The organism is Paenibacillus xylanilyticus, from assembly GCF_047246825.1.
GTDB classification, from domain to species: Bacteria; Bacillota; Bacilli; order Paenibacillales; family Paenibacillaceae; genus Paenibacillus; species Paenibacillus xylanilyticus_B.
On sequence record NZ_JBFOLB010000002.1, the window covers coordinates 573,392 to 588,223 of the forward strand.

13 protein-coding genes and 1 other RNA gene are annotated in these 14,832 nt (G+C 48.4%); 2 read left to right on the forward strand and 12 right to left on the reverse strand.

All coding sequences use genetic code 11. The features are described from left to right. Positions 1-3: 3 nt before the first annotated feature. From AB3N00_RS17275 to AB3N00_RS17295, 5 genes are all read right to left on the reverse strand, one after another. Complete coding sequence (locus tag AB3N00_RS17275; RefSeq protein WP_413035680.1) at positions 4-1,152, reverse strand: cysteine desulfurase family protein; 1,149 nt, start codon at positions 1,150-1,152, stop codon at positions 4-6. 160 nt (positions 1,153-1,312) lie between these two features. Beyond that, the gene (locus AB3N00_RS17280) at positions 1,313-2,059 is read right to left on the reverse strand and encodes a lytic transglycosylase domain-containing protein (RefSeq protein WP_413035681.1); all 747 of its coding nucleotides are present in this window, start codon (positions 2,057-2,059) and stop codon (positions 1,313-1,315) included. Between the two features lie 225 nt (positions 2,060-2,284). Then, the gene (locus tag AB3N00_RS17285; protein WP_413036063.1) at positions 2,285-2,638 is read right to left on the reverse strand and encodes a hypothetical protein; all 354 of its coding nucleotides are present in this window, start codon (positions 2,636-2,638) and stop codon (positions 2,285-2,287) included. Positions 2,639-2,736: 98 nt separating this feature from the next. After that, on the reverse strand, positions 2,737-2,955 hold the full coding sequence (locus AB3N00_RS17290; protein WP_095289916.1) for a DUF1540 domain-containing protein: 219 nt from the start codon (positions 2,953-2,955) through the stop codon (positions 2,737-2,739). A gap of 167 nt (positions 2,956-3,122) precedes the next feature. Continuing rightward, on the reverse strand, positions 3,123-3,629 hold the full coding sequence (locus AB3N00_RS17295; RefSeq protein WP_175397508.1) for a YpuI family protein: 507 nt from the start codon (positions 3,627-3,629) through the stop codon (positions 3,123-3,125). 285 nt (positions 3,630-3,914) lie between these two features. Here AB3N00_RS17295 and AB3N00_RS17300 point away from each other — a divergent pair, with 285 nt between their 5' ends. Then, positions 3,915-5,789 (forward strand): S8 family peptidase, encoded by a 1,875-nt coding sequence (locus AB3N00_RS17300; RefSeq protein ID WP_413035682.1) that lies wholly within the window; start codon positions 3,915-3,917, stop codon positions 5,787-5,789. A gap of 115 nt (positions 5,790-5,904) precedes the next feature. On the opposite strand, the gene AB3N00_RS17305 is transcribed toward AB3N00_RS17300, so the two are convergent. Both AB3N00_RS17305 and AB3N00_RS17310 read right to left on the reverse strand, forming a co-directional pair. Next, the gene (locus tag AB3N00_RS17305) at positions 5,905-6,162 is read right to left on the reverse strand and encodes a hypothetical protein (RefSeq protein WP_413035683.1); all 258 of its coding nucleotides are present in this window, start codon (positions 6,160-6,162) and stop codon (positions 5,905-5,907) included. Between the two features lie 85 nt (positions 6,163-6,247). Next, the gene (locus tag AB3N00_RS17310) at positions 6,248-7,768 is read right to left on the reverse strand and encodes a PLP-dependent aminotransferase family protein (RefSeq protein ID WP_413035684.1); all 1,521 of its coding nucleotides are present in this window, start codon (positions 7,766-7,768) and stop codon (positions 6,248-6,250) included. Between the two features lie 108 nt (positions 7,769-7,876). On the opposite strand from AB3N00_RS17310, the gene AB3N00_RS17315 reads away from it, so the two are divergent. Beyond that, the gene (locus tag AB3N00_RS17315; RefSeq protein WP_413035685.1) at positions 7,877-9,106 is read left to right on the forward strand and encodes a PLP-dependent aminotransferase family protein; all 1,230 of its coding nucleotides are present in this window, start codon (positions 7,877-7,879) and stop codon (positions 9,104-9,106) included. Between the two features lie 177 nt (positions 9,107-9,283). Here the strand turns inward: AB3N00_RS17315 and rnpB are convergent. The 5 genes from rnpB to dnaG all read right to left on the reverse strand — a co-directional run bounded on the left by rnpB (position 9,284) and on the right by dnaG (position 14,811). Beyond that, positions 9,284-9,692, reverse strand: an RNA gene (gene rnpB, locus AB3N00_RS17320) — RNase P RNA component class A. 82 nt (positions 9,693-9,774) lie between these two features. Then, on the reverse strand, positions 9,775-10,890 hold the full coding sequence (locus tag AB3N00_RS17325; protein ID WP_413035686.1) for a Nif3-like dinuclear metal center hexameric protein: 1,116 nt from the start codon (positions 10,888-10,890) through the stop codon (positions 9,775-9,777). Next, complete coding sequence (locus AB3N00_RS17330) at positions 10,866-11,624, reverse strand: tRNA (adenine(22)-N(1))-methyltransferase (RefSeq protein ID WP_413035687.1); 759 nt, start codon at positions 11,622-11,624, stop codon at positions 10,866-10,868. Before AB3N00_RS17330 ends, AB3N00_RS17325 begins: the two co-directional genes overlap by 25 nt. A 183-nt stretch (positions 11,625-11,807) precedes the next feature. Beyond that, positions 11,808-12,947, reverse strand: coding sequence for an RNA polymerase sigma factor RpoD (gene rpoD / locus AB3N00_RS17335; protein WP_095289908.1), 1,140 nt, complete (start codon positions 12,945-12,947; stop codon positions 11,808-11,810). 43 nt (positions 12,948-12,990) lie between these two features. Beyond that, complete coding sequence (dnaG, locus tag AB3N00_RS17340) at positions 12,991-14,811, reverse strand: DNA primase (RefSeq protein ID WP_413035688.1); 1,821 nt, start codon at positions 14,809-14,811, stop codon at positions 12,991-12,993. Positions 14,812-14,832 lie beyond the last annotated feature (21 nt).

Consider the following 14,832-nt stretch of genomic DNA (forward strand, 5'->3'; position numbering starts at 1 on the left):
ACTTTACATCCGCCTTTCCAACGGGCGCAGCTGCGCCACCATCTGATGCAGCGCCTGCTCCAGCAAGGCCACATCTTCTTCTGTATGTTCATCCCCAAGACTGATCCGCAGTCCACCTGAAGCGTTAGCCGCATCTCTTCCCATCGCAAGCAATACCCGGCTAGGCTCGGCAGACCGGGAGGAGCAGGCCGATTGCGTAGATACGGTAATTCCGAGTTGTTCCAGCGTATGGAGCGCCACCTCAGCCTTCATGCTGGGATAAGAAAAATGGATAATGTGAGGAGCACCATCTTTCCGGCTGTTCAGGACGAGTCCTGGAATCGTTTCGATGGTCTCCATAATTCGATCTCTCAACAAGGTTGTACGCCTAGCAAAATCCAACTGCCGTTCTGCAGCAAGACGCATTGCCTTGGCCATACCTACAAGTAAGGGGACATTTTCGGTTCCAGCTCTCATGCCCTGCTCCTGGGAACCACCAGATAACAAGGGAGTAAGCTCGACCCCACTCCGTACATACAGGAGCCCTGCTCCCTTCGGACCACGGATTTTGTGAGCAGACAGGCTATACAGATCAGCACCCCACGAGGAGGGCTTCGCCTCCAATTTGCCAAATCCCTGCACTCCATCCACATGAAAAAGGATTCGCGGTGCTTCGCTTTTTAAGCGATTGCCGATTTCTGCAACGGGCTGGATGACCCCTGTTTCATTGTTTACATGCATCAGGCTCACAAGAACCGTATCCGGTCTTAATGAATCCATAATTTGCTGAACGCTAACGCGGCCATCGGAATCCACGGGCACCCAGGTCACGTCCCATCCCCACTGCTGCAATTGCAAAACACTTTCGTATACCGAAGCATGTTCGGTAGCCGTGGTAATGATATGTTTTCCGCGCGACTGATATCTTAATGCTGCCCCTTTGATCGCAAGATTGTTGCTCTCGGTTGCTCCGGAAGTGAACACGATCTCTTCGGGCTTAACACCTATGGCATCAGCACAACCGGATCGTGCCCGTCTCAGCAGCTGATCGGCTCGCTCCCCGTACCCATGAATGGATGACGGATTGCCATAATGAGCCTCCATAATTTCAGCCATCGTTCGAACCACTTCTGAATCTGGAGGAGTCGTTGCTGCATAATCAAAATATTTCAAATGAGGTCAGACCTCCTTCCGATGTTCTCATGAACCTACAGTGAGCATTGTAACACGATCCCGCCCCAACACAAAAAGACCAATCAGGAACAGGCCGGCTTCCCATGCATGCTCCTGAATTGATCTCTTCCTGAACTCGCTGTAAAATAATAGTCTTTGCTTAAGCCGTATATTTCGACTGTGCTTTTTCCACTTTGGAAATGTACGCCTGTGTCTCGGCAGGCAGAAGGTGAAGTATGCTCATCAATTCACTGTCATTGGACACACCCAGACGGGAAACGCGCCCTGGGCCCGCATTATAAGCCGCAAGCGCCATCTTCACTTCGCCACCAAAACGCTGAAGCTGAAGGGACAGATATTTGGTTCCGGCATCTATATTTTGAGCAGGGTCAAAGGCATTGCTTACCCCCAGTCCCGCAGCTGTCCCATCCATTAATTGCATCAGACCCTTAGCACCAGCAGAGGATACCACATTCGGATTAAATCCGGATTCCGTATCAATCACAGCTTTGATCAGAGATTCAGGTACACCATACTTGTCACTCGCTGTAGCAATCAAAGATTCAAAATCTGTCGGTACGGATGATGTAGAATCAACGGGCCCCGTGTTCGTAAGAGACGATAAAGGTACACTCTCACTGCTGCTGGAGGAAATAGTATTGGAATCCGAATTATACAAACTGCCCAGTTGTAACCACAACAAGCCATCACTTGATCTTTTGGAGAGCCCAACGGACGTTGAAGAAGATGTCTCGCTACTGCTTGTATCCGCACTTAACAGCCCGTCCATCATTTTGGCGAAGTCCACAGATGAACCAGTCGTTTCACCTGATACATTCGTTTGATTGGCAACATTGGACAATTGCAACTCCAGTAATTGCCGTGACCCGCTTGGATCAATCTGCATCTGTTATCCCACTCCCGTATAAATAAACGTATATTATGCCTATATTCTACATCGTTTTACAAAAAGGTTCCATTGTTTTCAGAAAATAATCCATTATTATCCTCACATTTGCGTAAATATGAAAAAACCTTCTCCCAAAGCCCGTATTTACGGGAAGGCAGAAGGTTAAAAATACAGATCATTTTGAAGACGCTTATCTATTCTTCGCAGCTGCTGCACATGAATTTAACGGGCAAATGGAATCATGAAGAAATAACTAATCGTAGCGAGTGCGCCAAGTCCAATGGACCAAGCTCCGGTCGTTTTACGCCCGTTCACATAAGCATAGTAACCAAGCACAGCTGCAGCCGGGCCAAGTACGATGGACCACATGAATAAGGATGCAATCCCGCAAGCAAGTCCAATATAACCGGAAACTTTACCGGTTGACTCCATGACGCGGTCAGCTTCATGCTTTTCGGGGGCTGCTGCAGCACGTTCCGTGCGTTCTGTACGTACGGAAGCCGGAGGAGCTACTTCTGCACCATACTCCTCGCGATGTTCACGTCGTGGATAATCCACACGTTCACGTTTTTTCACATTTGCTGGTTTGGCGGTTTTGGATCGATGAAATGGATAATCCTCTTTGTGGTCATTCTTCACTTCAAAGCACCTCCATTATGAATAGGGATGACTGCTCACTTGGGTTTGAATGTGTGACAGCATGTTGCTGAGGAAGTACGCGCATGATCCTGATGATCTGAATCAAACGTTTCCCCGGCAAATTCTTCATGCAAACGGCGGGTAGCATGTTGGTCAATGTCAATCATGATGGCATCAGCATGGCAGAAATTGTTTTCTCCCCAGAAATGACAGTTGGACACACTGCATTTGACAATTGGCTTGTCTTGGCTCATTTATTTATCACCTCGACATCTATTGTCTCCCCCACGTAAATCGGCTATTCTCTGGCGAGATGTCAGATGATGACATGCATTCGGATGTGTTTTTATAGTAAAGAACGCCAAAAAACCGCCATTTCTGGCGGTTTCATCCATTTTGTATCATAAGACAAACATTACAATTATGCGTGATTGCGTTGATTCTGCATCCGACGCTGAGTTAAATAGTCACTTTCATAATAGGCCAAATCATCGCGAAGTTCTTCGTATGTTTTGGAAATTTCAAGAATAACATCGCGTACTGCCCGAACCGGCTTGTCACGGAAGCGAATGGCATCCTGACCTGTATAGGCATATCTTCCATCTTCGGAATAACATTCATTTTTCGGATAGAAAAAGCTGTTTACACATTGGTGATACGTGTTATAGAGAGCCTTTTCGGCAAAATCAACATCAAAATTGGCACGACGCAGCACAACGCCAAGTTTTTCGTAAGAAACTTCAGAAAAAACAAGCAAATGACGGAGATCCGAAAGAAATCCTTTGTAGAAGGTTGTTGATTCTTCCGTCTGATTCTGATCCAATTCAGGCAAGGCATTTTCATTCAAAAATTGTTCGATCCGATCGATAGCAGGTTTTAACTTTTCCCTAGTTGACTCACAAGTTTTCTGTACATTGGCTGCTGACATAAAGGTAGCTCCCCCTTAAATAAGTCCTTACATATAGGCCGGCCACGGTGGTTGTCCCCTGACCTTGAATTCTCAGCTACTATCCTACCATAAAAAGATGACGAGCGGTATCCCTTAATCATCCTTTACATAACTGCCACGATCCTTACCTAATATACGAAGTCTGCTCCGTTTTCACCTGCATAAAAATAACCGCTTTTCCTAACGATAGAACTATGCCAAGGACAACGATGAATACAGAACTCATGGCTGCTGTCCAAAATAAAAGAGGAGGTTATATCCCCCATGTCCAGACCTAAATGGATAAACTGGGCCATTGCCGCTGGTGCGGGAGCGCTTGCGCTGACCTTGCTGCTTCCGACATCCAACCGTCCTGCACCTGAGCCAAGTGCCATGCCCGATGCTCCTCATGAGGAACATGCGAATAAACAGCGACTGAAAGTTCAGGATGTGAAAGCAACAGATTTATTGACTCGTATGGATGCCAGGCAGCATCTCAGCACTATGCTTGAGAAGAGCGCCACCATGAGTGAAGCTGAGTTTGGCCGTTACATTCAAGATGTACAGCATACACACGAACACATCAGATCCATCGATGTACTGGATACCAAAGGCTCCACCAGCAAACATTTCGCGAAAGCCTCTGGTGAAGGAAGCAAGGTGGAGCAGCAAAAACTGGAGCACTCCCTTAACCTTGCCAAAAAAGCAGTGATGAAACGCAAAAGCTTTGAATCTTCCTCATTTCCTCTAGGCAAAGAAAAATACTTCGTGATGGGAGTGCCATCCAAGGATGGAAAAAAAGCAGTGATTGCACTCTTTAGCCAAAACGTTCTGAACGCGGTGGAACAGCATCAGCGCAAAAACCTGCGCATGATTCCTTACCCGCGTGAGGGCAAATTCAAAATTGAATCCGTGCATCCTGATACCTTAAACGAGGTGACTGTAAAAACAGGACATGATAACGCCAATGCCAGCCATTTTTACGAAAATGAAATCGTTATTCGTTTCCGGCAGGAGCCGGGTGAACGGGATATGCGGATCATTAAATCCGATCTCCGTACCCAATCCGCCCGAAAGCTGGGATACACCTACGTATTTCGCTCAGAACACATGAATTACGAGCAGCTGCATTCCTATTTCGAACGCAAATGGAATCCGCTGTATATGGAACCCCACTACATGTATTTAACCAATGAGACCGCAGCTGAACAAACGGATGTCACGATTCCCAACGATATTTTGTTCACCGATTATCAATGGAATCTCCCCGCCATCGAAACCAATCGTGGCTGGAATATTACAAAAGGGAAAGAAGACGTCATTGTTGCAGTAGTGGATACCGGGGTAGATCTGAATCATCCAGATTTGAAGGGCAAGTTGCTGGAGGGATATAACGTCGTGGATCCGAAAACCAAACCACTTGACGATGTGGGCCACGGCACTCACGTAGCCGGAATCATTGGTGCCATAGTCAATAACAGTGAAGGCGTGGCCGGCATGAGCTGGTATAACAAGGTTCTCCCCGTGAAGGTGCTGGACAATTCGGGATCAGGAACCACATATGCTGTTGCCGAAGGCATTATCTGGGCAGCAGACCATGGGGCCAAGGTCATCAATATGAGTCTGGGTAATTATGCCGACGCCCAATTTCTGCATGATGCCATCAAGTATGCCTTTGATCGGGATATTGTCCTGATTGCTGCGACGGGCAATGACAACACCGAGCGACCTGGATACCCTGCCGCATATCCCGAAGTGTTCGCAGTATCTGCAACCGATCCGGATATGAACAAAGCTTCGTACTCCAACTACGGGGATTACGTGGATGTGATGGCGCCGGGCTCCAGCATCGCAAGCACCTACCCCAATAATCAATATGCTGCCTTATCAGGAACGTCAATGGCCAGCCCCCATGTTGCTGCGCTTGCAGGTTTAATTCGTTCGTTGAATCCGGATCTCACCAATACGGAGGTCATGGACCTGATGCGTCAGAGCGTCATCGACCTTGGTGATCCGGGTCACGACAAATATTATGGTTATGGTCAGGTCGATGTTTACAAAGCCCTTCAAGCTGCTTCAAGCAACAGTGCACCCTTACAGTTTTGGCCTCAGCATGTGAGGCAGCAGATGGATAACACGATGAAAAAATATACCAAGTAGCGGAATGCAGTAACTCTGCTTCGATTGTGTTAATAAAAAAAACAAAAGCAGCTGCGCCCCGGGGCGTATGCTGCTTTTTAACCTGTTCTCTATTCCCCCGGGGCACCCGCTGCGACTAGCGTTTGCGGGACGTTGTGCGGGCTTTGCCTGATTTTTTCACGGATTTTTTCTTGCTGTTATGGCTGGATACATAACAAGGATCTTCTTCTTTGACAACGACAGGGTACAAATGGTGATGAACCGGCACACAGTGCGTTTTTTTGATAACTTCGATCGGGTGAATAACCGGTACGATTTGCGGAACGTAGTAATCCTCAACAACCTGGATCGGGTCACAGACAATCGGGCAAAGCGGTGGACAGTAATGGTTCATTTCAAAACCAACTCCCTTTCAAGTGATACTATAACGTATTGCATCAGGACGAAAGTGGATTGGATGTATGTCCTTGTTCCGAAAATTAAATAAGCGGCAGCCTGTCCGCCGTTGTCCCACCCTTCCTAGGCATAACCCTCTCAATTACGCTGCACAATACCCGAAGCCCTTCACACAAGCGCTCCAGATTCGTCACCGTAAAACAGATACGCAGACTCGCTGTATCCGTCTCACCTACATAACAGGCTGATCCCGGCAGAAAAGAAACTCCTGCAGCAAGGGACTGACGGTGCAGTTCCCGCATATCCAGACCATCCGGAAGCTGAATCCACAGATTCAACCCGCCTTCAGGCAAAGTCCAGTACATACCCGGTACACCGTGTTTCTCCAAAACATCGGATGCTGCCCGGAGTCTGGTGTACAATTCTTCCCTTAATCGAGGAATGTAGGAGCTGTACTGATACTGAATGAAGGATTGAAGAGCCTTTTGAGTAAGCAGAGGACTCCCCAGATCTGCCGTGGATTTGGCTGCCACCAGACGGGTCAGCACGCTTCCGTCAGCGATTGCACAGGCGACACGGCAACCTGGAGACAGCACTTTGCTGAAACTTTTGATATAAACGACATGACCGGTACCATCCAGCGATTTAATGGATGCCGGTGGAGATTCGCGGAAATAAAGATCGGCAAACGGGTCATCCTCCAAAATGAGACAATGATAACTTTGGGCCAAATTCAACAATTGCGCCCGCCTTCTGGCACTCATCGTAATGCCTGTCGGATTGTGATACGTAGGGATGGTATAGATCAACTTCGGCGGGTATGTGTCACAGAGACGTGTTAACAGATCAATACGCATCCCTTCACCGTCCATCGGTACGGTAATGATTTTGGCACCCCTGCTTGTAAATACATCAATTGCCCCCGTGTAGGTAGGAGCCTCCATGTACACCACATCCCCAGGTCCAACGAACGTGCGAGCGACAAGATCAATCCCCTGCTGTGTGCCGCTTGTAATCAGCATCCGCTCAGGAGCAACATGGAGTCCCCTTTCGGTAAAATGGCCTGCAAAAGTTTGGCGAAGCTCCCGATCCCCCTGAAATGAACCGTACGCTGCCATACGTTCCGGATGGTCGGAAGACAGCCGGTATGCACTATCAATAATTTCACTCGTAGGCAGCAGTTCGGGCTGGATGGCCGACATATGTAATTCGTATTGAACCTGTGGAGAAGCATCAAAATGACGCCAGAGCTGTGCCCGTGGCAAATAATCCACTAGTGCCATCTGCCAGTTCCATGGGGTGTTGGCATCATGATTTCGCTCCCCCAGCTGATTTTTCTCGATTTCCCCCGTTTTTCCCAGCTCTTGTGCCCCTCGTACATAACACCCTTTCCCTTGTGAGCAGGTTATTAGTTGAATGGCCTCAAGTTCGGCATACGCCTTGGACACGGTAACCAGACTCACTCCCAGGTCTGCGGTCATTTTCCGGACAGACGGCAGGCGTGTTCCAGGTTCGATCAGGCCGGAACGAATTCGGTCTGCCAGTGTGAGCGCGATCTGAATATACAACTTGGTGCTGCTTCCTCGTTTCAATTCAATGTGCATATGCCCGCTCCCCCAACTGTTATCATCCACATTTTACTGTTATATAGCATTCCGTCTATTATAGTTTATAATATCAGTATAACAGTGAATAACAGGAGATGAGAACAGATGAATATCCCTTGGTCCAAAATGGCTTTAAACACCCCGTCCTCTGTCGTTCGCGACATGCTTCAGGCCGCTCAGGCGCCTGGAATGATATCACTTGCCGGAGGTTTGCCAGCGCAGTCGTCATTCCCTGTGGAAGCCATACGTGACGCGTACCATCAGGTGTTTATGAGCGGCGCCTCTGCCCTTCAATATGCTGAAACGGAAGGATTCAGACCGCTGCGTGCCAAAATTGCCGAGCGTCTGGAATCCAAGGGCATTCCCGCTTCCCCCGACCATATGCTCCTGACTACAGGATCACAGCAATCCATAGATCTGGTCTGCCGCATTCTGCTCGATCCCGGTGACCGTGTACTCGTGGAGTCTCCAACCTACCTGGCTGCTCTTCAAGTCATTCATTCTTACCAGGCGGAATCTCACGGTGTAGCCTGTGATGAAGAAGGCATGCTTCCCGAGTCCCTTGAAGAACAATTAAAACTCCATCGTCCGAAACTGGTGTACATTAATCCGACATTCTCCAACCCATCGGGTAAAGTATGGAGTCGCGCCAGAAGACAGCAGGCCGTTGATCTGTGCCGTAAATATGGAGTACTGATTCTGGAGGACGATCCGTATGGCGAAATCCGATTTAATCCGGAACAGTTGGATGCACCTTCACTGGCGGAACTGGACGCAGCATCTTATGAAGGACCGACCAATGTCATTTATACCAGCACTTTTTCCAAAACTGTAGCCCCAGGTCTTCGCACGGGTTGGATTCTTGCTTCTCCGGATATTATCAAGATCGCAGCACGTGCGAAACAGGGAGCCGATCTGCATTCCAGCAGCATTGACCAGAGAGCTCTTCATGCCTTGCTCGAAACGTTTGACCTGGATGGACATATTCGCAGTATCTCGAAGGATTACGCGAAACGGATGAACACAATGACTTCACTCATGACAGAGAAAGCATGGGAGGGCATCAGCTGGAATTCTCCACAAGGTGGAATGTTCTTGTGGTTGGAACTGCCTGAAGCGATGTCAGCCAGCAATTTGTTTACCTATGGTATTCAGGAAAAAGTATGCATTGTCCCTGGTGATTCGTTCTACGCGGGAACCCCTGAATTGAATCGGATGCGGATCAATTTCACGCACACCGACCCTGAACTGCTTCCTGAAGCGGTAGAACGCATGGATCGTGCCATTCAGCGCTGGCATGCCTCAGTACAATCAGATACAGCTGTTACACTGTAATAAACTGTCATTAGCTGTATTATGACTGAATTACAACTTCAAAACGAATGAGTACAAAAAAATAAGGCGGCAGATTCCGAAATCATCGGTTTCTGTCGCCTTATTGATGTTTTAAATTAAAAGTACTATTCCAACTTCTTGGTAAGTAGTTCATTAATACCTTCATGTTGTTGCAGTTAGGAAAGCTTACCGTAAGCCGGGTTCTGTGCTCTTCGTGGTTCAGACGGGAACTACCCTCCCACCACAAGCGACAATCATCTATCTAGGCCATGCATTGCTGCACAGCTCAAGCGACCAACCTAGACACACCTCGGGCTAAGGCTGCCTCCTCCGAAGAGTCGACTGTGTCCCATTAGGTCTTGCTCCAGATGGGGTTTACCAGGAACGAAGTCACCAGCGTTCCTCGGGGTCTCTTACACCTCGGTTCCATCCTTGCCTGTGCCGGAAGATCCGGCCATCGGCGGTCCATTTCTGTGGCACTATCCTTCAACTCGCGCTGACTGGACGTTATCCAGCATCCTGCCCTGTGGAGCCCGGACTTTCCTCTCGTGGCAACAAGGCCACCAGCGATTGTCTGTCAAGCTTTCCGAACAACATTACATAGTATACAGGCATTTGGGTTCACAAACAAGCTTAATATTACTGGAAACGGAAGACCCGGATATTAATTAAATAAACCGGAACACTTCCGTGTTGACCTCCGAGGCGGTCACTTGCGTATCATAGCGCTTATCCGCCAAGCGTGAACGCAGCCAGTCGGCTGTTTTGGGTTTCATGATCTTCTCGGCATTGTGTCCGGCATCGATGATGCACATGCCTGCCATCAGCGCATCGTGAGCGGTATGATAATCAATATCTCCTGTAACGATGACATCGGCTCCCTTGAATCGGGCGGTCATGGTGTAACGGCTTCCTGAACCGCCAAGGACTGCCGCTTTTTTGATTTGTCGATTCAGATCCCCTACTACACGAACGTAAGGCACGTCCAATTGGGCCTTCACGACCTCGACGAGCTCACCCAGTGTCTTGGGCTGCTTAAGGGGCCCCAATCGTCCCAGACCGAGTGTACGGCCCTTTAGATCCATCGCATACAGGTCATAGGCCACTTCTTCATAAGGATGTGCCTTCAGCATCGCTTGGACAACTTTGCTGCGCAGGCTCTGCGGCACAATGGTCTCAATACGCATCTCCTCTACACGCTCCATCTGACCCTGTGCACCGATAAAAGGCTGTGTCCCTTCTCCGGGTACAAAAGTGCCCGTTCCTTCCGTGTTGAAGCTGCATTTGCTGTATTGGCCAATGCTACCGGCTCCTGCTTCCAGAATGGCTTGAAGCACCTGCTCATGATGCGTACGCGGGACGAATACAGCCAGCTTGTACAGATGGTCTGTATGTACATCTTCCAGTGATTCCTTGCTCTCGATACCAATCGCCTCTGCCATCCAGTCATTCATTCCGCCTTCGGCCACATCCAGATTCGTATGACTGATATATACGGCAATATCATGCTTGATCAGTTTCTCATACAATTTTCCCATCGGTGTATCCGTATTGAATGATTTTACCGGACGGAAAATAATAGCATGGTGTGCAATGATCAGATTGGCACCAATCCGAATGGCCTCTTCGACAACTTCATCTGTCACATCAAGCGCAATGAGCACGTGATTTATCTCTTTTTGCAGGCTGCCCAGCTGCAGACCAATGCGGTCATCGGGTACAGCCAGATGTTTGGGAGCCAGCTGCTCCATCAGTTGGATTACAGTTTGACCTTTGGCAAACATTCGAGTACCTCCTTCAGATTTACAATCAGACGTTCCACCTCAGCAGCCTTCTCACGGGAAGAGTCCTGATCGGATTTCGAGATGGATTGCACCACGCCATTCAGTTTAACGATCTCACTTTCCCATTTGGCAAAAAATACGTCCGTTGGTCGATCTACCAGATACGGACCCATACGCAGCAAAAGTTCCTTCGTCAAAACAACTCCACCTTCAAGCGGCCGGGACATGTACACTTCCTCATTGGCAATGGGACTTGATGCTTGCGGCATTGCTGTTATGATCTCATAGATCTTGCCATCTTCCTCGAGCAATTGTTCGGCTACGACTACCCACTGATGATCCAGCAACCAGCGTCTGAGAATATCTTCACCCACATTGGGTTGAAGGATAAGCATCTTCACCTCTTCCAGCTTGGAAAGGCCACGATCCAGTATGGAGGCAATCAATGCCCCGCCCATTCCTGCAATCGTAATAACATCCACTTCACCTGCAGTGATGACCTCAAGTCCATCTCCACGGCGCACAGTGATCTGTTCCTGCAACCCTGCATCACTCACCTGCTTGCGTGCAGCCTCGTAAGGTCCCGGGTTAACTTCACCAGCCACAGCACTTGCAGCCTTTCCGCTGCGAACTGCCGCAACAGGAAGCAATGCATGATCTGAGCCAATGTCCGCTATACGGCTGCCTTCAGGGATTTGGTCATGTATTTGTTGTAATCGATTTGAAAGTTTCATGAAGCACCTGCACATTCATTTGATTTATTGATTTGCATTGGACAACGAAAAGCGATAAAATGAAATCCAATCAAACATTTCAAGGATTAATTACCAAAACCAAGCAATTAAGATGTTTCATTTAAAAATAAAGGAGACCTCGCCGCCGCCTGAGCGGCCTGCGAAAAGTCTCCCATAGTTCTGTTATTCGAGGAAATCCTTAAGCCGTTTGCTGCGGCTTGGGTGACGCAACTTGCGAAGAGCCTTGGCTTCGATCTGACGAATACGCTCACGCGTAACCCCAAATACCTTGCCCACTTCTTCCAGCGTTCTCGTCCGTCCATCGTCCAGACCAAAACGAAGACGAAGCACATTCTCTTCACGCTCTGTTAACGTATCCAGCACGTCTTCGAGCTGTTCTTTCAGCAATTCATAAGCAGCAGCATCTGCTGGAGCCAACGCTTCCTGATCCTCGATAAAATCGCCCAGATGGGAATCGTCTTCTTCACCAATTGGTGTTTCCAGAGAAACCGGCTCCTGTGCAATCTTCGTGATCTCACGCACTTTCTCCACACTCAGATCCATTTCGGCTGCGATCTCTTCCGGCGTTGGTTCGCGTCCAAGCTCCTGCAATAACTGACGGGATACCCGAATCAGTTTATTAATCGTTTCGACCATATGAACAGGAATACGAATGGTGCGCGCCTGATCGGCAATGGCACGTGTGATCGCTTGACGAATCCACCAAGTAGCATACGTACTGAACTTGTAACCCTTTTTGTGGTCAAACTTCTCAACAGCCTTGATCAGACCCATGTTTCCTTCCTGAATCAAGTCAAGGAACAACATACCGCGTCCCACATAACGCTTGGCGATACTGACTACAAGCCTGAGGTTGGCTTCAGCCAGTCGGCGCTTCGCTTCTTCATCCCCGTTCTCAATCCGCTTAGCCAGTTCCACTTCGTCATCCGCAGACAGCAAAGGCACACGACCAATTTCCTTCAGATACATACGAACAGGGTCATTGATTTTGATACCTGGAGGCAAGCTCAGATCATCATCAAAGTGGAATTCGTCGTCTCCCTCTCTGCTGTTGTTTTCTGAGTCATCATTAGGGCGAAGTGTAACCTCTTCATCATTTTCGTTTACAACGTCGATACCCAGGTCACTTAGTTGTTCGTAAAACTCATCCATTTGCTCTGCATCCTGCTCAAACGGGGAGAGTTTCTCAATAATTTCCTTGTAATTCAGCGAAGCTCTTTTCTTGCCTGATTCAATCAGTTGATCTTTAACCTGATCCAGCGTCAATTCTGTTTCTAGTTCAGTATGCTGATCATTCGCCATAACTCGACTCCCTCCTCCCTAGAAACATCCAACTCACGGACATTTACTGTCTCTCTAGGGCAATCATTTCAGTTGCGATTTGCGCCGCGCGTACAAAATCCCCTGCACGCTCTGCAGCAATCATTTCTTCTTTTTTTAGATCGTACTCTTTTTTGCGCGGATATTTCAGCACTTCCCTGATACAATCATCGAGCACCTGAACGTTCCATTCACCCGGGCCATCCATCATTGAGATTGAACTGACGGTTTTCTCCAATCGGTCATCATGCAATGAGGACATAAAACGGCTTGTATCCGGCGATTTGCCTTGCGCATAGTAGGCATATAGATAAGCAGCAATAGCTGCATGATCATCCAAGTTAAAAGCTTCACCAAGATGCTCATTCACATACTGCGCAGCCTCGTCATCCTGAAGCATCCAGGCAAGAAGTTTACGCTCAGCAGCATGGTAAGCCGGCAACAGATTGGGTGTAGGCACCTGCCTATTTTGTTGCCTACCATTATTCCACCTTTTCGGGTTATTATCCCCATACTGCTCGTTATTTTTCATGGATTGGCGCTCTTCATTACACTCCTGCTTGAGTGTCTCAAAAGATACATCCACTTCAGCAGCCAGTTCACGTAAGTAAACTTCGCGTTCTGTTGGGGAAGATAATGGAGCAATCAGCTTTACCGCTTCCTTGGAATAGGCGATTAGACCGCCGCCTTCTAGCAGTATATGGTTTTTTTTAAGGTTTATAAGCTTAAATTTTGTTGTGGTTACAGCACCATCTACAATCTGGTTGCGAAACCGTTCACCGCCGTACTTGCGGATAAAGTCATCCGGGTCAAGTCCCTCCGGTATAAGAGCAACTTTAACCTGCAGCCCGGCCTCCTCCAGAATGGGAAAGTTCTTGAGTGCAGCAGCCTGTCCCGCCCGGTCCCCGTCATAACAGATAATGACTTCGTCGCACATGCCCTTGAGCATGAGGGCCTGATTCTCGGTTAGCGCTGTACCCATGGCCGCTACTCCGTTCTGGATCTCTTGATCCCAAGCGGAGATCACGTCCCCGTAACCTTCGAACAAAATAGCTTGTCTTTGTTTGCGAATTGCATTTTTGGCCTGATGCAGATTATAGAGAACACGGCTTTTGTTAAATAACCGGGTTTCCGGTGAATTTAGGTATTTCGGCTGCCCGTCTCCCAAAATGCGACCTGCAAATGCAATCGGTTTTCCGCTTCTGCCATTAATCGGGAACATGACCCTGTCTCGGAAGCGGTCCACATAGCCCTGACCTTCATTCCGCTGTGACAGAAGGCCGCCCTTTTCCATCTCTTCAAGTGGAAAGTTGCGTTTCTCCAGAAATTGCACCAGCGTGTCCCAGCGATTCGGCGCATAGCCAATCTGGAACTGGTCAATCAGTTTGTCGCTAAAGCCGCGTGAGCGCAAATAATCCATGGCTGCTTTTCCATGCTCTGTATTTTTCAATAAGAAATGATACAGTTTTGCAGTAAGCTCATACGCCTCCAGCAGACGTTCGGTCTCCGGATTCACATGAGCGGATTCACGCCCCTGCCAGTCTCCCATGGAAATGTGACTTTCTTCTGCCATCGTTTTGACAGCCTCGGGAAAGGATAACCCTTCGATTTCCATCCTGAATTTGATGGCATTTCCACCCGTGCCGCAACCGTAGCAATAGAAAATTTGTTTCTCTGGTGTGACTGTGAACGAAGGCGTCTTCTCCGAATGAAAAGGGCAGAGGCCTTTCATGTATTTCCCCTGCTTGGTCAGATGCACAAATCTGCTCACCGTATCGACAATATCATGCTGCTGTAACACCGATTCAATAATGCTTTCGGGTATACCGCCTTGTCCGGTACTCATCTAGGTCCACCTTCATCTCTT